Annotated in this window: 16 protein-coding genes, 2 rRNA genes and 1 other annotated feature (1 of these 19 only partly in view); all 18 genes read right to left on the bottom strand. The window is 39.0% G+C overall.

From position 1 onward, the window contains the following. Positions 1-89: 89 nt before the first annotated feature. Positions 90-749 (bottom strand): RNA polymerase sporulation sigma factor SigH, encoded by a 660-nt coding sequence (locus MHB74_RS00585; RefSeq protein WP_000387198.1) that lies wholly within the window; start codon positions 747-749, stop codon positions 90-92. A 67-nt stretch (positions 750-816) separates the two neighbouring features. After that, complete coding sequence (locus MHB74_RS00580) at positions 817-1,329, bottom strand: NYN domain-containing protein (RefSeq protein ID WP_000997888.1); 513 nt, start codon at positions 1,327-1,329, stop codon at positions 817-819. A 3-nt stretch (positions 1,330-1,332) separates the two neighbouring features. Next, the gene (rlmB, locus tag MHB74_RS00575) at positions 1,333-2,076 is read right to left on the bottom strand and encodes a 23S rRNA (guanosine(2251)-2'-O)-methyltransferase RlmB (RefSeq protein ID WP_000093762.1); all 744 of its coding nucleotides are present in this window, start codon (positions 2,074-2,076) and stop codon (positions 1,333-1,335) included. Beyond that, positions 2,073-2,480, bottom strand: a complete 408-nt coding sequence (locus MHB74_RS00570; RefSeq protein WP_000564261.1) for a Mini-ribonuclease 3 — start codon at positions 2,478-2,480, stop codon at positions 2,073-2,075. The genes rlmB and MHB74_RS00570 overlap by 4 nt, the downstream gene beginning before the upstream one ends. Positions 2,481-2,482: 2 nt before the next feature. Further along, positions 2,483-3,880, bottom strand: coding sequence for a cysteine--tRNA ligase (gene cysS / locus MHB74_RS00565; RefSeq protein ID WP_061678375.1), 1,398 nt, complete (start codon positions 3,878-3,880; stop codon positions 2,483-2,485). Next, positions 3,861-4,526, bottom strand: a complete 666-nt coding sequence (gene cysE / locus MHB74_RS00560; RefSeq protein WP_000476500.1) for a serine O-acetyltransferase — start codon at positions 4,524-4,526, stop codon at positions 3,861-3,863. The genes cysS and cysE overlap by 20 nt, the downstream gene beginning before the upstream one ends. 138 nt (positions 4,527-4,664) lie before the next feature. Then, positions 4,665-4,911: a binding site (T-box leader), on the bottom strand. Between the two features lie 47 nt (positions 4,912-4,958). Further along, on the bottom strand, positions 4,959-6,416 hold the full coding sequence (gene gltX, locus MHB74_RS00555; protein WP_061678376.1) for a glutamate--tRNA ligase: 1,458 nt from the start codon (positions 6,414-6,416) through the stop codon (positions 4,959-4,961). Between the two features lie 89 nt (positions 6,417-6,505). Continuing rightward, positions 6,506-6,982 carry a 2-C-methyl-D-erythritol 2,4-cyclodiphosphate synthase gene (ispF, locus tag MHB74_RS00550; RefSeq protein ID WP_061678377.1) on the bottom strand — a complete coding sequence of 159 codons (477 nt, stop codon included), beginning with the start codon at positions 6,980-6,982 and terminating at the stop codon, positions 6,506-6,508. A gap of 115 nt (positions 6,983-7,097) precedes the next feature. After that, entirely contained in the window at positions 7,098-7,778 is a 681-nt protein-coding gene (gene ispD / locus MHB74_RS00545) for a 2-C-methyl-D-erythritol 4-phosphate cytidylyltransferase (RefSeq protein ID WP_061678378.1), read from the bottom strand. Positions 7,779-7,794: 16 nt separating this feature from the next. Next, a complete protein-coding gene (locus MHB74_RS00540) occupies positions 7,795-8,904 on the bottom strand; it encodes a PIN/TRAM domain-containing protein (RefSeq protein WP_061678379.1) in 1,110 nt (369 codons plus the stop codon). Positions 8,905-9,064: 160 nt separating this feature from the next. Further along, positions 9,065-10,138 carry a DNA integrity scanning diadenylate cyclase DisA gene (gene disA / locus MHB74_RS00535; RefSeq protein ID WP_061678380.1) on the bottom strand — a complete coding sequence of 358 codons (1,074 nt, stop codon included), beginning with the start codon at positions 10,136-10,138 and terminating at the stop codon, positions 9,065-9,067. 3 nt (positions 10,139-10,141) lie between these two features. Continuing rightward, positions 10,142-11,518 (bottom strand): DNA repair protein RadA, encoded by a 1,377-nt coding sequence (gene radA / locus MHB74_RS00530; protein WP_061678381.1) that lies wholly within the window; start codon positions 11,516-11,518, stop codon positions 10,142-10,144. 96 nt (positions 11,519-11,614) lie between these two features. Continuing rightward, positions 11,615-14,050, bottom strand: a complete 2,436-nt coding sequence (gene clpC, locus MHB74_RS00525) for an ATP-dependent protease ATP-binding subunit ClpC (RefSeq protein WP_061678382.1) — start codon at positions 14,048-14,050, stop codon at positions 11,615-11,617. A 22-nt stretch (positions 14,051-14,072) separates the two neighbouring features. Then, on the bottom strand, positions 14,073-15,137 hold the full coding sequence (locus MHB74_RS00520) for a protein arginine kinase (protein WP_000050824.1): 1,065 nt from the start codon (positions 15,135-15,137) through the stop codon (positions 14,073-14,075). 4 nt (positions 15,138-15,141) lie between these two features. Further along, complete coding sequence (locus MHB74_RS00515; protein ID WP_061678383.1) at positions 15,142-15,690, bottom strand: UvrB/UvrC motif-containing protein; 549 nt, start codon at positions 15,688-15,690, stop codon at positions 15,142-15,144. A gap of 173 nt (positions 15,691-15,863) precedes the next feature. After that, positions 15,864-16,325, bottom strand: coding sequence for a transcriptional regulator CtsR (gene ctsR, locus MHB74_RS00510; protein ID WP_061678384.1), 462 nt, complete (start codon positions 16,323-16,325; stop codon positions 15,864-15,866). 207 nt (positions 16,326-16,532) lie between these two features. Further along, positions 16,533-16,648, bottom strand: a 5S ribosomal RNA gene (rrf, locus tag MHB74_RS00505). Positions 16,649-16,696: 48 nt separating this feature from the next. Then, positions 16,697-19,095: ribosomal RNA gene (locus tag MHB74_RS00500) — 23S ribosomal RNA — on the bottom strand (it continues 523 nt past the right edge of the window).

Raw genomic sequence — 19,095 nt, 5'->3', positions numbered from 1 at the left:
TATCATACAACAAAAGACAATGTCAATGACATGCCTTTTGTACTCTCTACAAAAAGAAAACAGGTGATTTTTTACACCTGTAGTATTTGTTATGAATTTAAAGTGGTACTCTCTCTCATTTCCATATATCGTTCCAATTTCCGCTTCACTCTCTGTAAAGCGTTATCAATAGATTTCACATGTCTATTTAACTGTTCCGAAATCTCTTGATAAGAACGACCATCTAGATATAAAGAAAGAACTTTCCTTTCTAAATCGCTTAATAATTCAGATATTTTAGATTCTATGTCTGTATATTCTTCCTGACTTATAATCATTTCTTCAGGATCCGTTACCTTCGCTTCCGAAATAACATCTAATAATGTCCGATCAGATTCTTCATCATAAATCGGCTTATCTAAAGAAACATATGAATTTAACGGAATATGTTTTTGTCTTGTTGCTGTTTTAATAGCGGTAATAATTTGTCGAGTGATACACAGTTCAGCAAATGCTTTGAATGAAGACAGCTTGTCCTCTTTATAATCACGAATCGCTTTAAACAATCCAATCATACCTTCTTGAACAATATCTTCTCGATCGGCACCCACTAAGAAATAAGATCTTGATTTCGCGCGAACAAAGTTCTTATATTTGTGAATCAAATATTCTAGAGCGTCAGTATTACCTTTTCGAACTAACTCAACGATTGCCTCATCCTCTAAATCACGAAATGTAACGTCGCCTACACTTACGAAGCCTGCTTCCACCTTGATCCCTCCGACCGCTATTTATTTAGCAATATTATACAGTAAAAAGATAAAGAGCGTCAATGCTTCAACGCTCTCCTCTTCTTAATTTTTCTAATTTTTCTGTAATATCTTTACTAAATATCTTTCGCATGGCGGGTTGCTTTTCTTTTGTGTCTTGCGTACGCCTTCTTACTTGTTGCTCCATCGCTTGTACTTCCAACTCTAATTCACGTGCAGATTTCCGAAGAGCACCTTGCGCAAATATAACCCATTGTTCCGTATAATCAGAAGTCGCAACATATATTTGCGTATTTATATTTCTAAGCTCTATCGCTAGTTGCTCTATCTTTTCATCTGCAGTTTGATTCTTTCTCGTGAATATGACTTCCACACGCGATTGTTTCATCTTTTTTTCAATGCCTTGTACTGTATAAGCATCAAAGACTATCATTACCTTTGTACCAGTGTATCCTTGGTAATCAGCCATCTTATCAATCAGTGCATCCCTTGATGATTGCAAATCTACATCCCGTAGTTTCTTCAAGTCTCCCCAAGCTCCGATAATGTTGTAACCGTCAACGATTAAAATATCGTTCATTTTTTATTTACCAATTTCATGACGCTTACGATATACCTCATACATTAACAAACTTGCGGCTACTGAAGCATTTAAGGATGTAACTTTACCCACCATCGGTAAAGTAATTAGGAAATCACATTTTTCACCAATAATACGACTCATACCTTTTCCTTCACTTCCAATTACTAATCCAATTGGCATTTTACCATCTAAATTACGGTAATCCGTTTTCCCTTTTGCATCTGTACCAGCGATCCAAAGCCCACGTTCTTTTAATTCATCGATTGTACGAGATAAATTCGTTACGCGCGCAACAGGAATGTATTCAATTGCTCCAGTCGATGCTTTCGCAACTGATGCTGTAAGTCCCACAGCTCTTCTCTTCGGAATAATAATTCCATGAGCTCCTGTTGCATCCGCAGTACGCATAATAGAACCTAGGTTATGTGGGTCTTCAATTTCATCTAAAATTAAGAAAAACGGATCTTCATTACGCTTCTCTGCTACTTTAAATAGATCTTCTAGCTCAGCATATTGATACGCAGCCACTTGAGCAATTACACCTTGATGGTTCCCCTCAACTAATTGATCTAACTTCTTCTTTGGTGCATGTTGTAAAATAACCTTATTTTCTTTCGCTAGTGCTAGTACAATTTGTACTTGTCCTTTGGCAGCACCTTCTGCGATCCAAATTTTATTAATATCTCTTCCTGATCGTAACGCTTCAATTACAGGGTTACGTCCGATAATATATTCACTACTCATGATGATGTGCCCCCTTCCTTTTCTTCTAAAACAGCAATTGCTTTATATACAATTTCGTCTAATCTTTCGCGATTATTTAATAAGTGATGATAGCCAATTAGCGCTTCAAAAGCTGTGCTATGTCGATATGTTTGTACATCCGTGTTTTTCGGAACAGTACCTGAATTTGCATTACGCCCTCTTCTTAGTACTGCTTCTTCTTCCTCAGTTAAAAATGCTGTCTCTAATAAATGATAAACAACTTTCGCCTGTGCTTTTGCCGAAACAAAGCTTGTCCCTAATCGATGTAATTGGTTAGGACGAACTTTCCCTTTTTGGAGTAGGTGATAGCGGATATATTGTTCATATACCGCATCACCCATGTATGCTAACGCTAAGCTGTTTAATTGCTTTGCATCAATCATTCTTATCCTCTTTTCCATCTTGTACCTTGAGCGGTATCTTCTAAAATAATATTACGGTCTTTTAAATCATCGCGAATTTGATCTGACAATGCAAAATCACGATTTTTACGAGCTTCAATACGTTTTTGAATAAGTGCCTCAATTTCTTCATCAAGCAACTCGTCTTGCGCTAATTCTAACCCTAAAATATCAAATAATGTTTCAAGTTGTTTTACATATGCTTCAATTACTACTTTAGATGTATGTTCTTCCAGTAAATATTGATTCGCATGATTCGCTACATTATATAACTCAGTGATTGCATTAGCCGTGTTGAAGTCATCATTCATCGCTTCTTCAAATGCAGTCTGGAATTTTTCCAGTTCCGCTAACCAATTCTCATTATGGTCTGTTAAATCGGTACTGCTTTCCATACGGTGTTTTAAGTTACCGTAAGCCGTTTTAATTCTTTCCAGTCCGTTATTTGTACTTTGTAATAACTCTTCACTGAAATTAATTGGGTGACGGTAATGTACCGATAGCATAAAGAATCTGATTAACTGTGGATCATATTGCTTAATGATATCGTGAACTAAAATGAAGTTCCCCAGTGACTTAGACATCTTCTCATTATTAATATTAATATATCCATTGTGCATCCAATAACGTGCAAATGTTTTTCCAGTTAACGCCTCAGACTGCGCAATTTCATTCTCATGATGAGGAAATGCTAAGTCTTGGCCACCAGCATGAATATCGATTGTATCTCCTAAGTATTTACGCGCCATTGCCGAGCATTCAATATGCCAGCCTGGACGACCTTTCCCCCAAGGGCTTTCCCAGAAGATTTCTCCTTCTTTCGCAGCTTTCCATAGAGCAAAATCAAGAGGGTCTTGTTTCTTTTCTCCTACTTCAATACGCGCGCCGTGACGTAAGTCTGCAATTGGTTGATGCGATAATTTACCGTACCCTTCGAATTCCTTCGTTCTAAAGTACACATCACCTTCTGATTCATATGCATATCCTTTATTCACAAGTTCTTGAATAAATTCAATAATGATATCCATATTTTCCGTTACACGCGGATGAACCGTTGCATGTTTGCAACCTAGTGCTGTTACATCCTCAAAGTACGCCTCAACGAAACGGTCAGCAATTGTCGGCACATCTTCACCTAATTCATTTGCTGCTTTAATTAGTTTATCATCTACGTCAGTAAAGTTAGATACATACTGCACATCATACCCTTTATATTCTAAATAACGGCGTACCGTATCAAATACCATAGGTGGTCTTGCATTCCCAATGTGAATATAGTTATACACTGTAGGTCCGCACACATACATCTTTACCTTATTTTCTTCTAATGGAGTAAACTCTTCTTTTTGACGCGTTAACGTATTATAAATGTGAATAGTCATTTTTATCCTTCCTTTCTACCTTTACTTCAAGTTGTTTTTTCAATTTATCAAGTTCTACTTCCATGACCTTTAACTTATCAAAAATTGGGTCTGGAAGGTCAGAATGATTTAATTCTTGACCGATCTTTACTCCATTTTGAATAACGACTCGGCCAGGTATACCTACAACTGTAGAATGTGCAGGGACTTCTTTTAATACGACAGACCCCGCTCCAATTTTAGAATTCTCTCCAACTGTAATAGAACCTAGTACTTTAGCACCTGTTGCAATTAATACATTATCCTGAATTGTAGGGTGCCTCTTTCCCTTTTCTTTACCCGTACCACCTAATGTAACCCCTTGATAGATCGTTACATTATCACCAATTTCGCACGTTTCTCCAATTACAACCCCCATTCCATGGTCTATGAAAAAACGACGACCAATTGTTGCTCCTGGATGAATCTCAATGCCAGTAAAGAAACGACTAACTTGTGAGATCCAACGTGCAATAAAGAAGAAATTCTTTTTATAAAAAGCATGTGCAATTCGATGTGCCCAAACTGCATGTAATCCAGAGTAAGTCAAAATGACTTCGAAATAACTTCTTGCCGCTGGATCCTGTTCAAAAACGACTTCAATATCTTCCCGAAGCCTCTTAAACATCGATGTTCCCTCCCCTTTATGGGCTGCTTTTTCGAGCGAACTAACTCCCTACTTATCTCCCTAAACCTTTATACACGTAGATAAAACTTATACTTATATCCTGTTTTACGGTATAAAAAAAGACGCCTCTGTCATATTGACAGAGACGCCTTATAAGCGCGGTTCCACTCTGTTTAGGCTAAAAAAAGCCTCAAACTCATCTCTGATAACGGTGTACACCGCTTCTGCTTACTTTACGCCCTAAGACGTTTCGCAAAACAATTTGCTGTTCAGCAGAAGACTCGAAGGGGCATTTCAAAAATCCGCTTATAAACCACTTCCAGCCTAAAGGTGGTTCTCTCTGTAAAAAGCCTGATTTTCTACTTCTCCTTCTCGTCGCTTTTCCTTATTAGGTTTTAAGTATACTTATTATATTTCTAAACCTAGAAAATGTTAACCAATTACTTTTTGAAGACGATTTAAAACTTTTTCTTTTCCAAGAAGTGCAATAGCATTAGGAAGCTCTGGACCATGTGTTTGACCAGTAGTTGCAACACGGATTGGCATAAATAAGTTTTTACCTTTATGACCTGTTTCCTTTTGAACTGCTTTAATAGCAGCCTTAATTGCTGCTGGTTCCATCGCTTCTAGTGCTTCTACTTGACCAGCAAATGCGCGAAGTACTTCTGGTACTTGTTCACCTTTTAATACTTCTTGTCCTTCTTCTTCATGATCAACATGATCTTTGAAGAACATTTCAGAAAGCTCTACAATTTCAGCTCCAAAGCTCATTTGTTCATGATATAACGCAATTACATCACGAATCCAAGCTTGTTCTTGTTCACTTAAAGTCTCACCTATACGTCCAGCTTTCACTAAATGCGGTAAGCTTAATTCTACCACCGTATCTAAATCTTGCTTTTTCATATATTGGTTGTTCATCCATTTTAATTTTTGAGAATCAAACAATGCAGGTGATTTTGATAAACGAGCTGCATCGAACATTTTGATAAACTCTTCTTGAGAGAAGATTTCTTCTTCTCCTACTGGCGACCAGCCTAGTAGTGCAATAAAGTTAAAGATTGCTTCTGGAAGATATCCAAGCTCTTTATATTGCTCAATAAATTGAATAATAGATTCATCACGCTTACTTAATTTTTTACGGCTTTCATTTACAATTAAAGTCATATGACCAAATTGCGGGATATCCCAACCGAAAGCTTCATAAATCATCATTTGTTTTGGCGTATTTGAAATATGATCATCACCACGAAGTACGTGTGTAATTTCCATTAAGTGATCATCTACTGCTACCGCAAAGTTATAAGTTGGAATTCCATCTTTTTTCACGATAACGAAATCACCGAAATCATTTGAATGGAATGCAACTTCATCTTTTACGATATCTTTAAATGTGTAATCACGGTCAGCTGGTACACGGAAACGAATACTTGGAATACGTCCCTCAGCTTCAAATTCTTTCTCTTGTGCTTCAGTTAAATCACGGTGGTTACCTGCGTAACGAGGTGTTTCACCACGAGAGATTTGTCCTTCACGTTCTGCTTCTAGCTCTTCTTCTGTCATATAACATTTGTAAGCTAAACCACGCTCTAGTAAATCTTCATATAATTTTTTATAAATATCTAAACGCTCTGTTTGACGATATGGTCCAAATTCACCACCAACATCAACACCTTCATCCCAGTCCATACCGAGCCATTTCAAGTATTTTAATTGGCTTTCTTCTCCACCAGCAACATTACGTTTTACATCAGTATCTTCAATACGAATAATAAACTTACCATCTTGATGACGAGCAAATAAATAATTAAATAATGCCGTACGCGCATTTCCGATATGTAAGTGTCCTGTTGGACTTGGCGCATAGCGCACTCTCACTTGCTTTTCCATAATTGGTACACCTTCCATTCTTAATGTCAACACATTCTATAATTGTACACCAAACAAATGTGATTATCCATCTTACGAATTAAAAACCCTTATTTTTTCTGTAATAAAACAACTGCTTGAGAAGCAATCCCTTCTTCTCTACCTGTAAATCCTAATTTTTCTGTTGTTGTTGCCTTTACATTGATATTATCAATAGACGTTTCTAATAGCTCACTAATGCGTTTACGCATACTTTCAATATGTGGTGCCATCTTCGGCTTTTGAGCAATAATTGTACAATCTAGATTCCCTAACTCGTAACCGTGTTCACGTACAAACTCCCAAACCTTTTGCAGCAATACAGCTGAATCAGCATCTTTAAAGGCAGGATCTGTATCAGGGAAATGCTTTCCAATATCTCCTGCTGCAATTGCACCTAAACATGCGTCCGCAATCGTATGTAACAATACGTCTGCATCTGAATGACCAATTAATCCTTTCTCATGGGGAATTGTAATTCCACCAATAATTAACGGTCTACCTTCCGCGAATTCATGCACATCAAAACCTTGTCCAATTCGAAACATTTTTTACATCCTCCTCAAGCTAAACTACAGAGTTTTATGATTCTATATTATATCGCTATCCTTATAAAGAAAAGCCCGGCTGTTGCCGAGCTTTTCTTCGCTATGCTCATTGCTATCATTTCGTTTGAACGTGAAGAAAGCTTTCAGCAATTAGTAAATCTTCTGGAGTCGTCACTTTAATATTATAGTAGCTTCCATCTACTACACCTACTTGCTTCCCAATACGTTCTACGAGACTTGCATCATCTGTACCAAGGAAACAACTCTGTTTCGCACTTCTATGAGCTTCTAACAAAAGAGAAACAGCGAACCCTTGCGGTGTTTGTACAGCTTTAAGCTGAGATCTTTCTACCGTTTCGATAACAACACCCTGCTCTACTTTCTTAACTGTATCTTTCACTGGTACCGCACAAATGGATGCTCCATATCTTTCCGCTGCAGTTAATACATCTTGAATCACTTTATTCGTTACAAATGGACGCGCGCCGTCATGTACAAGAACATACTCAACATCACTAGTATGCTGAATGGCGTTATATACACTATCTTGTCTTTCAGCTCCACCCTGAATAAATTGCACTGGCTTTTCAATCGGATACTTCTGCATTAGCTCTTCAAAATACGAGCGCTCTTCTTCGTTAATTGCCATAATAATACTTTTGCACGCTTTATCCTTTTCAAAAGCACGTAACGTATGCACAATAATCGGTACTTCATTAATAAGTAAGAACAACTTATTTTTACCTGCACCCATCCGCTTACCTTGACCGGCTGCTGGAATAATTAATGTATACATATTAATAATCCTCTACTTATAATGCTTTTTCTAATAATTTACGTTTGGCGAAAATCATACGACCAGCCGATGTTTGCAACACACTCGTAACAAGCACATCGAGTTGTGACCCTACATATTCTCTACCATCTTCTACTACGATCATCGTGCCGTCATCTAAATATGCAACACCTTGATTTTGTTCTTTTCCATCTTTTACAACATAAACACTTAGTTCTTCCCCTGGGAGTACAACAGGTTTAATTGCATTAGCTAAATCGTTAATGTTTAACACCGTTACCCCTTGTAGTTCAGAAACTTTATTTAAGTTGAAATCATTCGTTACTACCGTTCCGCCAGTGATTTTCGCCAACTTTACAAGCTTGCTATCCACTTCTTGAATATCATCGAAATCGCCTTCATAAATTTCTACCGGAATCGGCATCTCTTTTTGAATACGATTTAAAATATCTAATCCTCTGCGACCACGATTACGTTTTAAAGCATCCGAAGAATCGGCAATGTGCTGAAGTTCTTCTAACACGAATTGTGGAATCACAATTGTTCCTTCTAAAAACTTTGTTTGGCAAATATCAGCAATACGTCCGTCGATAATTACACTCGTATCGAGAATTTTCCAATGAGTTGTAGATTCTTCTACCTCTGCTTCGGTTTCTTCATTATCACTATTATTATTTTTCTTCTTCCCACGTTGTGGTAGTGTAAATAATCCTAGCAATTCATTCCTCTTTTTAAACCCTACTTGGAATCCTAAGTATCCAAGTAAAAGAGTAAAGAACACTTGCAACACTGTACTAATAACGGGAATTGTAAATTCACGAATTGGTATTAAAATTAAATACGCAACAATAAGCCCAGAGATTAAACCTAATGTACCAAATAAAACATCCGCTACAGGCGCCTTTACAAGAGCCTCTTCAATATGCTTAATAAGTTGAACAATATAATCTACAAGCCAAAATGTTGTTAAAAATAAAATAATTGCACCAATAATTGCACGAGCATACGATCCTTCCAATAAAGGAACGGCACCGATGTCTAATACATTAATAACTTTTGGGATTAAGTAAATCCCTAACGCTCCCCCAATTACTAGAAAGAAGAGCTGTACAATCCGTTTTAACATCCAACCACCTCCTACTCATTATTAACCATTGTTTCGCTAATCAAAACGCCGAATGCAAAAGCGGACGTGTTTTTTTATAAATAGTTTTATTTACCAATATATCATATCATATACCAAAAGTGTTCTAGTGTCGTTATATTATGGAATCAATGTAATATTCTTAATTGTGTCTACTCATATAGAGATGCTCTTGGATTCTTTTTAGGCCTTCTCGTATTTTCTTCGCCCTGACTTCTCCAATTCCTTCCACATCATCCAATTCATTAATAGTTGCTCGACAAACACCTTGCAAAGTCTTAAACCGATTAATTAAATTTTCAATGATAAGTGGCGGAACGCGCGAAATTTTGCTTGTGATTCGGTATCCTCTCGGCGTCACACTTTCTTCTAAACTCGTTTGTCCTGGGTAGCCAAGCAATTTAACTAAATCGCTATCCTCTAAAAGTTGTGTGTTCGCAAGATCTTGTAACTTTTTCAAAATTTGATGATGGTCTTGTGTTTTTTCTTGGTAATAATCTTTAATTAATAACGCTGCCTCTGCCTCTAAATCAGCTAGTAGTTCTGTAAGTTGTAAACGAATTAACCTACCTTCTGTTCCTAGCTCATGAATATAGCTCAATATTTCATTTTTAATACGCAGTACCATTTCAACACTATGTAGCACATGAACCACCTCGGACATTGTAACGACTTCTTCAAATTCTAGAATGCCCAAATTGGTAATACCATCATTCCATACAGCCTTATATTTTTCTAACGTCTGAATAGCTTGGTTTGCCTTTGTTAAAATAACACCTATATCCTTTAGTGTATAACGTAAATTCCCTTGATATAGTGTAATTACGTTACGCCTTTGTGAAATAGCCACAACGAGACTACCTGTTTGCTTTGCTACACGCTCTGCCGTCCGGTGGCGCATACCTGTTTCAATAGAATCGATAGATGCCTCTGGAACTAACTGTGCATTTGCAATTAAAATTTTACTTCCAGTTTCATTTAAAATAAGTGCCCCATCCATTTTTGCTAATTCGTATAAACTAGCAGGAGAGAATGCGCAATTAATATGAAAGCCTCCATCTACAATACTTTTAATTTGTTCGTTATATCCAAGAACAATTAGTCCCCCTGTTTGTGCGCGAAGCACATTATCTATCCCTTCGCGCAGTGGTGTTCCTGGGGCCACGAGTTGTAAAATATTAATCATACTTTTGACACGTTGCTTGTTTTCTTCCATAGCCTAGCCTCCTAATGTCAAACGAAGCGCTTCCCCTAAATTAGATACACCTACTACCTCAATCCCATCCGGAATTGTCCATCCTCCCAAATTTTTTCTAGGAATAATAGCACGTTGAAATCCTAATTTAGCTGCTTCTTGTACACGTTGTTCAATTCTCGATACTCTTCTTATTTCTCCAGTTAATCCTACTTCTCCTATTACTGCATCGGTTGGTGCCGTAGATTTATCTCTAAAACTTGAAGCAATACTTAAAGCCACAGCTAAATCAATTGCTGGTTCATCTAATTTCAAACCACCTGCCACTTTCAAATATGCATCTTGATTTTGCAATAATAAACCTGTTCTTTTTTCTAACACTGCCATAATAAGCGATACACGGTTATGATCAATTCCCGTCGCCATTCTTCGAGGGTTTCCAAAACTAGTAGGGGAGATTAATGCTTGTATTTCTACTAAAACCGGTCTTGTTCCTTCCATTGAGGCAACTACTGTTGATCCTGCGACTCCAACGGGTCTTTCCTCAAGAAAGATTTCAGAAGGGTTTAAGACTTCCGCAAGACCAAGCTCTTTCATTTCAAAAATACCCATTTCATTCGTGGAACCAAAACGATTCTTCACAGCTCGCAAAATACGGTATGTATGATGACGATCTCCTTCAAAGTAAAGAACTGCATCGACCATATGTTCTAACATACGTGGCCCTGCAATTGCCCCCTCTTTTGTTACATGTCCGACGATAAAAATAGGGATTCCTTTCGTTTTTGCAAGTTTCATTAATTCTGCTGTACATTCACGTACTTGTGCCACACTTCCCGGCGCTGACGTTACCTCAGGTAAATGTATCGTTTGAATGGAGTCAATAACAACAAAAGCTGGATTCATCTCTTCAATGTGTGCTGCAATTCGCTGCAAGTCTGTCTCTGATACAACAAATAGATTACTACCATTTACATGCAAACGATCTGCACGAAGTTTAATCTGTTTTGCCGATTCTTCACCGGATATATATAGTACATCATATGAAGAATCTGCTAATTGCGATGAAATCTGTAATAGTAATGTTGATTTTCCAATCCCAGGGTCTCCACCAATAAGTACTAATGATCCATCTACAATCCCACCACCAAGTACACGGTTAAACTCTTGGAATTTCGTTTCAATACGTGCCTCAGATTTTGTTTCTACTTCTGTTAGGCGTCTTGGTTTTGTTACTTCCGATTGAATTGCATTGGCATAATTAAGGCGTCTTGATGATACAACCGGTTCCATCTCTTCAACAAGTGTATTCCATTGACCACAACCAGGGCATTTCCCCATATATTTTGGTGACTGATAACCACACTCTTGACATGTAAATTTTGTTTTCTTTTTAGCCATATCGTTTTATATTTCACTTCACTTTCATCTATACACAGTTTATCCTTCTCGTACAAGAAAGAGGGCTATCTCGTAGCCCTCTTAGTTTGTCTATACTTATTTTACCTTTTCAGCACTATGAATGACAAATGTTTCCCCTTCAACATCAAAGATAACTTTTTGTCCTTTCTCAATAGCACCTTTTAAAAGTTCTTCCGATAGTCTATCTTCTACATGTTTCTGAATTGCTCTACGAAGCGGACGAGCACCGTATTCTCGGTCAAATCCTTTATCAGCAATGGCTGAAATTGCTCCTTCTGTTAAATGCAATTCAATTTCTTGCTCTTTTAAGCGATTCACTAACTGATTTACCATAAGTGTTACAATCTCTTGAATATGTTTTTTCTCAAGCATATGGAACACGATAATTTCATCAATACGGTTTAAGAATTCTGGACGAAATGCCTTTTTCAGTTCATCCATTACTTTACCTTTCATATCTGAATAATCGCGGCTCTCATCTTGTACGTTAAATCCAAGATGTTTATTACGTTTTAACGCGTCTGCACCAACGTTAGATGTCATAATAACAATTGTATTACGGAAATCAACTGTACGCCCTTTAGAATCCGTTAAACGACCATCTTCTAATACTTGTAGTAAAATGTTAAACACATCAGGGTGAGCTTTCTCTACTTCATCTAATAGGACAACTGAATATGGCTTACGGCGAACCTTTTCTGTTAATTGTCCACCTTCTTCATATCCAACATATCCTGGAGGAGATCCAACTAAACGAGAAGTAGAATGCTTCTCCATGTACTCAGACATATCGATGCGAATCATTGCATCCTCATCACCGAACATAGATTCTGCTAACGCTCTTGCTAGCTCTGTTTTACCTACACCTGTTGGTCCTAAGAAAATAAATGAACCAATCGGACGTTTTGGATCTTTCAATCCCGCTCTAGCACGACGAACAGCTTTCGCTACAGCTACTACCGCTTCATCTTGACCAATAACACGATCGTGAAGGATGGATTCTAAGTTTAATAATTTATCAGTCTCTGTTTGTGCAAGTTTAGAAACCGGGATACGAGTCCACGTAGAAACGACATTTGCAATATCTTCTACTGTCACTTCTGAGTTTTCTTTTCCTTGTTGTTCTTTCCATTGACGCTTCGTATCTTCTAACTTCTCACGTAAGCGTTGTTCCATATCACGTAAGGAAGCAGCTTTTTCAAATTCTTGACTTTGCACAGCTGCATCTTTTTCTTTTCTAATTTCCTCAAGCTTCACTTCAAGCTCTTTTAGATTTGGTGGTGTTGTATAAGAACGTAAGCGAACCTTTGAAGCAGCTTCATCAATTAAGTCAATTGCCTTATCTGGTAAGAAACGATCTGTAATATAACGGTCTGAAAGCTTTACAGCTGCATCAATTGCATCATCTGTAATAGATACACGGTGATGTGCCTCGTAACGATCACGTAAACCTTTCAAGATTTGAGTTGATTCATCTAAACTTGGCTCATCAACGTGAATCGGTTGGAATCGTCTCTCTAAAGCCGCGTCTTTTTCAATATATTTACGATATTCATCTAAAGTTGTCGCCCCAATACATTGTAACTCTCCGCGTGCTAAAGATGGTTTTAAGATGTTCGATGCATCAATAGCACCTTCTGCTCCACCTGCACCAATTAATGTATGAAGTTCATCAATAAATAGAATAATGTTGCCAGCTTGACGGATTTCATCCATAACTTTCTTTAAACGATCTTCAAATTCACCACGATATTTCGTTCCAGCTACAACTGTACCCATATCTAGTGTCATAACACGCTTATCTCTTAATGTTTCAGGAACTTCATTATTTACAATTTGTTGTGCTAATCCTTCTGCAATTGCCGTTTTACCTACACCAGGCTCTCCAATTAATACAGGATTATTTTTTGTTCTACGGCTTAAAACTTCAATTACACGTTGAATTTCTTTACCACGCCCGATAACAGGATCTAGACGATTTTCACGTGCAACAACTGTTAAATCACGTGCTAAGCTATCCAGTGTCGGTGTATTTGCATTTGTTGAAGAACCACCTTGGTGACCTGAACTTGCTTCATTACTTCCAAGAAGTTGCAATACTTGTTGCCTTGCCTTATTTAGGCTAACACCTAAGTTATTTAAAACACGTGCTGCTACGCCTTCACCCTCACGGATTAAACCAAGTAAGATATGTTCTGTTCCGACGTAAGAATGACCTAATTTACGAGCTTCATCCATTGACAACTCAATAACTTTTTTAGCACGCGGTGTATAATGTACAGTTTGAGAAGCTTCTGTTCCGCGTCCAATTAATGCTTCTACCTCTTTTTGAACTTTCTCTGGACTTAATCCAAGAGCAATTAACGCTTTTGCTGCAATTCCTTCACCTTCACGTACAAGCCCAAGTAAAATATGTTCTGTTCCAATATTATTATGCCCAATACGAATTGCTTCCTCTTGAGATAAAGCTAATACTTTCTGTGCTCTTTCTGTAAATCTTCCAAACATCATAGAAATCGCCTCCTACTTGCGCTTAGTTTTTTTCAATACGTAATCGCTCACGGATTAAGGTTGCTCTTCGATAATCTCTTTCTTCTGGTCCTAAAGGTCCACCTGCATATTGTTGTAAAATACCTGGTTGTGTAAGAACCATTAGCTCAGTCAAAATATTTCTCGATACACCTTTTATATATCCTAAATCAATACCAAGTCGTACATCTGATAAGCAAGTGGCCGCTTCCGCAGATTGAATTAACCGACTGTTTGCTAGTATGCCATAAGAGCGATAAACTTTATCTTCAAGCTCAATACTTGAATTTTGTACAATTAATTCTCTAGCCATTTTCTCTTGCTGTATGATTTGTTGAATGACACTCTTTAAATCTGCAATAATATCTTCTTCAGATTTCCCTAGCGTCATTTGATTTGACACTTGAAATATATTACCTAACGCTTCGCTACCTTCACCGTATATTCCTCTTACTACTAACCCTAATTTTTGAATTACTTGTATAATACGGCTAATTCTTTTCGTTAAAACGAGTCCCGGTAAGTGAATCATTACGGAAGCCCTCAATCCTGTACCAACGTTAGTAGGGCAGCTCGTTATATATCCAAGTGATTCATCAAAAGCATATTCAACCTCTTCCTCTATCCAATTATCTATTTGATTGGCACTTTGAAGGGCCTCTGATAACTGCAACCCTGAAAATAAGCACTGAATCCTAATATGGTCTTCTTCATTCAGCATAACACTAATATGTTCGCTTCCTGACAATAGACATGCTCCATATTCTGTTCCTGCAAGGTTAGGACTAATTAAATGCTTTTCAACTAATACTCTCCTTTGAAGAGGCGTTAATTCATTCATTTTTAATAGTTCAAACTCTCCAAAGGGTTCTACCGTTTTATTTATAAATTCCTTTTTAAATAATTCATGAATCTGTTTAGCTTCTTCTTCGTTTTGCATAGTAGAGAATTGATATTTTTTAAAATTACGAGCCAAACGTATTCGACTACTTAAAACAATATCAGAATCAGGGCCATCCCCCTTCATCCATGGACTAATCGCTTCATTCATGATTTTGTCCAGTGACATAGAACTATTCCCCCTCTCTATGCTCACTAAGCTGATTTTCAAGACCTCGAATTTTATCCCTTATTTCAGCAGCTTTCTCAAACTCCTCTTTCTGTACGTATTGTTTCAGAATGAGTTTTAGTTCATCTAATTCTTTCTTTAGGTGAATATTTCCTTCTATACGTTCCGGAATTTTTCCACAATGATCTGTATGTCCGCCGTGAAGACGTTTTAATAATGGCTTTAAATGTTCCTTAAATGTATCGTAACAAGAAGCACATCCAAAACGTCCCACCTTTGTAAATTGCTCATATGTCATCTTACAATCTGGACACCTTAATATACTTGTATTCGAAAGCCCGTTTTGTCCTTCTTCAAACATTGTTGATTCACCATGTAATAAACCAGCAAATAAATCATGGAATGAAAAGTTAGACTGCGGCGATTGAAAGAAAGACGTATAGCCACTTTGTTCTGCACATTGCTCACAAAGATGAACTTCCGTCTTCTGTTCGTTGATTACTTTTGTATAATGTAAAGTTGCTGGTCTTATATTACAGTTTTGACAAGTCATCACTATCCCCACCTTTACAACAGGAACGATCTATCTCATAATACTTTTCATACATTACTAGATTGTTCACTTTCCCTTATTCGTTTAAATAAAAGTGCGTGTTCTTTTTTCAAAACCTCTACAATATTTAACTGCCTTATATCTTAGTTATTACTCTTTTACAAAAGCTGTATTTATTTATATTTCAGTGTTCTTAACATTGCGCATAATATTCGAGCCCTAAGTTCATCTCGAGAAGGAACATCCATTGATAATACAGAACGATCTAGTACACTTAACATAAGTTTAGCTTCACGATTTGTTATGATTCCCTCTTCTATTAAACGTATAATCATACTCTCTGCATTCCCTTGCGCAACGCTATGATCAATCATATGAAGCATTTGATCGATAATGTCTATATCGTCATGCAGTTTGACTTTTATAATGCGAATGTAACCTCCTCCACCACGTTTACTTTCTACTACAAATCCTCTTTCTATCGTAAAACGGGTATTGATTACATAATTGATTTGAGATGGTACGCACTCGAATCGATCCGCAATCTCATTTCTTTTGATTTCAATCACATTATTATTACTTAAGTCAATAACTTGCTTTAGATATTGCTCAATGATATCAGATATATTTCTCATTTATCCGCCACCTTTATTGACTTTGACTATCTTTGACTTTAATTATATACGTATTAATAAAATTTGCAACTCTTTTGCTTATTCACTATCCTAGCCACATTCCCCTGTATTTAATCAAAATAATAATTATTTAAACACATTTTTTAATTACTATGGATTATAAAAGAAAACACGAAAAAACACGAGTCATTTGACTCGTGTTTAGTTGCTTGGCGACGTCCTACTCTCACAGGGACAAGGTCCCAACTACCATCGGCGCTAGAGAGCTTAACTTCCGTGTTCGGTATGGGAACGGGTGTGACCTCTCTGCCATCATCACCAAACTATGAAGGCATATTCCTTCAAAACTAGATAACATTGCTACATATTATATGGTTAAGTCCTCGATCTATTAGTATTCGTCAGCTCCACATGTCACCATGCTTCCACCTCGAACCTATCAACCTGATCATCTTTCAGGGATCTTACTAGCTTACGCTATGGGAAATCTCATCTTGAGGGGGGCTTCATGCTTAGATGCTTTCAGCACTTATCCCTTCCGCACATAGCTACCCAGCTATGCCCTTGGCAGAACAACTGGTACACCAGCGGTGCGTCCATCCCGGTCCTCTCGTACTAAGGACAGCTCCTCTCAAATTTCCTACGCCCACGACGGATAGGGACCGAACTGTCTCACGACGTTCTGAACCCAGCTCGCGTACCGCTTTAATGGGCGAACAGCCCAACCCTTGGGACCGACTACAGCCCCAGGATGCGATGAGCCGACATCGAGGTGCCAAACCTCCCCGTCGATGTGGACTCTTGGGGGAGATAAGCCTGTTATCCCCGGGGTAGCTTTTATCCGTTGAGCGATGGCCCTTCCATGCGGAACCACCGGATCACTAAGCCCGACTTTCGTCCCTGCTCGACTTGTAGGTCTCGCAGTCAAGCTCCCTTATGCCTTTGCACTCTACGAATGATTTCCAACCATTCTGAGGGAACCTTTGGGCGCCTCCGTTACACTTTAGGAGGCGACCGCCCCAGTCAAACTGCCCACCTGACACTGTCTCCCGGGTCGATAAGACCCGTAGGTTAGAATTTCAATACATTCAGGGCGGTATCCCACCAGCGCCTCCACCGAAGCTAGCGCTCCGGTTTCAATGGCTCCCGCCTATCCTGTACAAAATGTACCAAAATTCAATATCAGGCTACAGTAAAGCTCCACGGGGTCTTTCCGTCCTGTCGCGGGTAACCTGCATCTTCACAGGTACTATAATTTCACCGAGTCTCTGGTTGAGACAGTGCCCAAATCGTTACACCTTTCGTGCGGGTCGGAACTTACCCGACAAGGAATTTCGCTACCTTAGGACCGTTATAGTTACGGCCGCCGTTTACTGGGGCTTCAGTTCAGAGCTTCGCTTACGCTAACCCCTCTCCTTAACCTTCCAGCACCGGGCAGGTGTCACCCCCTATACTTCGCCTTACGGCTTCGCAGAGAGCTGTGTTTTTGCTAAACAGTCGCTTGGGCCTATTCACTGCGGCTTTCCGTTAAGAAAGCACCCCTTCTCCCGAAGTTACGGGGTCATTTTGCCGAGTTCCTTAACCAGAGTTCTCTCGCACACCTTAGGATTCTCTCCTCGCCTACCTGTGTCGGTTTGCGGTACAGGCACCTTTTATCTCGCTAGAAGCTTTTCTTGGCAGCGGGGAATCAAAGACTTCGCTCCATAAGGAGCTTCCCCATCACAACTCAGCCTTCACGATAAGCGGATTTGCCTACTTATCAGCCTAATTGCTTGGACGTGCACAACCAATCGCACGCTTCTTCTATCCTTCTGCGTCCCTCCATTGCTCAAACGATAAAGAGGTGGTACAGGAATATCAACCTGTTGTCCATCGCCTACGCCTGTCGGCCTCGGCTTAGGTCCTGACTAACCCTGAGCGGACGAGCCTTCCTCAGGAAACCTTAGGCATTCGGTGGACGGGATTCTCACCCGTCTTTCGCTACTCATACCGGCATTCTCACTTCTAAGCGCTCCACCAGTCCTTCCGGTCTGACTTCACTGCACTTAGAACGCTCCCCTACCACTGATACCATTGGTATCAATTCGCAGCTTCGGTGGTGTATTTAGCCCCGGTACATTTTCGGCGCAGAGTCACTCGACTAGTGAGCTATTACGCACTCTTTAAATGGTGGCTGCTTCTAAGCCAACATCCTAGTTGTCTAAGCAACTCCACATCCTTTTCCACTTAATACACACTTTGGGACCTTAGCTGGCGATCTGGGCTGTTTCCCTCTTGACTACGGATCTTATCACTCGCAGTCTGACTCCTAAGGATAAGTCATTGGCATTCGGAGTTTGACTGAATTCGGTAATCCGATGAGGACCCCTAGTTCAATCAGTGCTCTACCTCCAAGACTCTTACACTTAAGGCTAGCCCTAAAGCTATTTCGGGGAGAACCAGCTATCTCCAGGTTCGATTGGAATTTCTCCGCTACCCACACCTCATCCCCGCACTTTTCAACGTGCGTGGGTTCGGGCCTCCATTCAGTGTTACCTGAACTTCACCCTGGACATGGGTAGATCACCTGGTTTCGGGTCTACGACCACGTACTAAACGCCCTATTCAGACTCGCTTTCGCTGCGGCTCCGCCTCTTCAGCTTAACCTCGCACGGGATCGTAACTCGCCGGTTCATTCTACAAAAGGCACGCCATCACCCATTAACGGGCTCTGACTATTTGTAGGCACACGGTTTCAGGATCTCTTTCACTCCCCTTCCGGGGTGCTTTT

Source organism: Bacillus sp. FSL K6-0069, from assembly GCF_038007785.1.
GTDB lineage: Bacteria > Bacillota > Bacilli > Bacillales > Bacillaceae_G > Bacillus_A > Bacillus_A mobilis.
The sequence above is the reverse complement of the archived record's forward strand: the minus strand, read 5'-3'. Positions and strand labels throughout refer to the sequence as shown.

What these genes read in the sequence shown, in the direction of transcription:
- MHB74_RS00580 (WP_000997888.1), bottom strand. Translation starts at nt 1,329, where the DNA reads ATGAACGATATTTTAATCGTTGACGGTTACAACATTATCGGAGCTTGG.
- rlmB (WP_000093762.1), bottom strand. Translation starts at nt 2,076, where the DNA reads ATGAGTAGTGAATATATTATCGGACGTAACCCTGTAATTGAAGCGTTA.
- MHB74_RS00570 (WP_000564261.1), bottom strand. Translation starts at nt 2,480, where the DNA reads ATGATTGATGCAAAGCAATTAAACAGCTTAGCGTTAGCATACATGGGT.
- cysS (WP_061678375.1), bottom strand. Translation starts at nt 3,880, where the DNA reads ATGACTATTCACATTTATAATACGTTAACGCGTCAAAAAGAAGAGTTT.
- cysE (WP_000476500.1), bottom strand. Translation starts at nt 4,526, where the DNA reads ATGTTTAAGAGGCTTCGGGAAGATATTGAAGTCGTTTTTGAACAGGAT.
- gltX (WP_061678376.1), bottom strand. Translation starts at nt 6,416, where the DNA reads ATGGAAAAGCAAGTGAGAGTGCGCTATGCGCCAAGTCCAACAGGACAC.
- ispF (WP_061678377.1), bottom strand. Translation starts at nt 6,982, where the DNA reads ATGTTTCGAATTGGACAAGGTTTTGATGTGCATGAATTCGCGGAAGGT.
- ispD (WP_061678378.1), bottom strand. Translation starts at nt 7,778, where the DNA reads ATGTATACATTAATTATTCCAGCAGCCGGTCAAGGTAAGCGGATGGGT.
- MHB74_RS00540 (WP_061678379.1), bottom strand. Translation starts at nt 8,904, where the DNA reads ATGTTAAAACGGATTGTACAGCTCTTCTTTCTAGTAATTGGGGGAGCG.
- disA (WP_061678380.1), bottom strand. Translation starts at nt 10,138, where the DNA reads ATGGAAGAAAACAAGCAACGTGTCAAAAGTATGATTAATATTTTACAA.
- radA (WP_061678381.1), bottom strand. Translation starts at nt 11,518, where the DNA reads ATGGCTAAAAAGAAAACAAAATTTACATGTCAAGAGTGTGGTTATCAG.
- clpC (WP_061678382.1), bottom strand. Translation starts at nt 14,050, where the DNA reads ATGATGTTTGGAAGATTTACAGAAAGAGCACAGAAAGTATTAGCTTTA.
- MHB74_RS00520 (WP_000050824.1), bottom strand. Translation starts at nt 15,137, where the DNA reads ATGTCACTGGACAAAATCATGAATGAAGCGATTAGTCCATGGATGAAG.
- MHB74_RS00515 (WP_061678383.1), bottom strand. Translation starts at nt 15,690, where the DNA reads ATGACTTGTCAAAACTGTAATATAAGACCAGCAACTTTACATTATACA.
- ctsR (WP_061678384.1), bottom strand. Translation starts at nt 16,325, where the DNA reads ATGAGAAATATATCTGATATCATTGAGCAATATCTAAAGCAAGTTATT.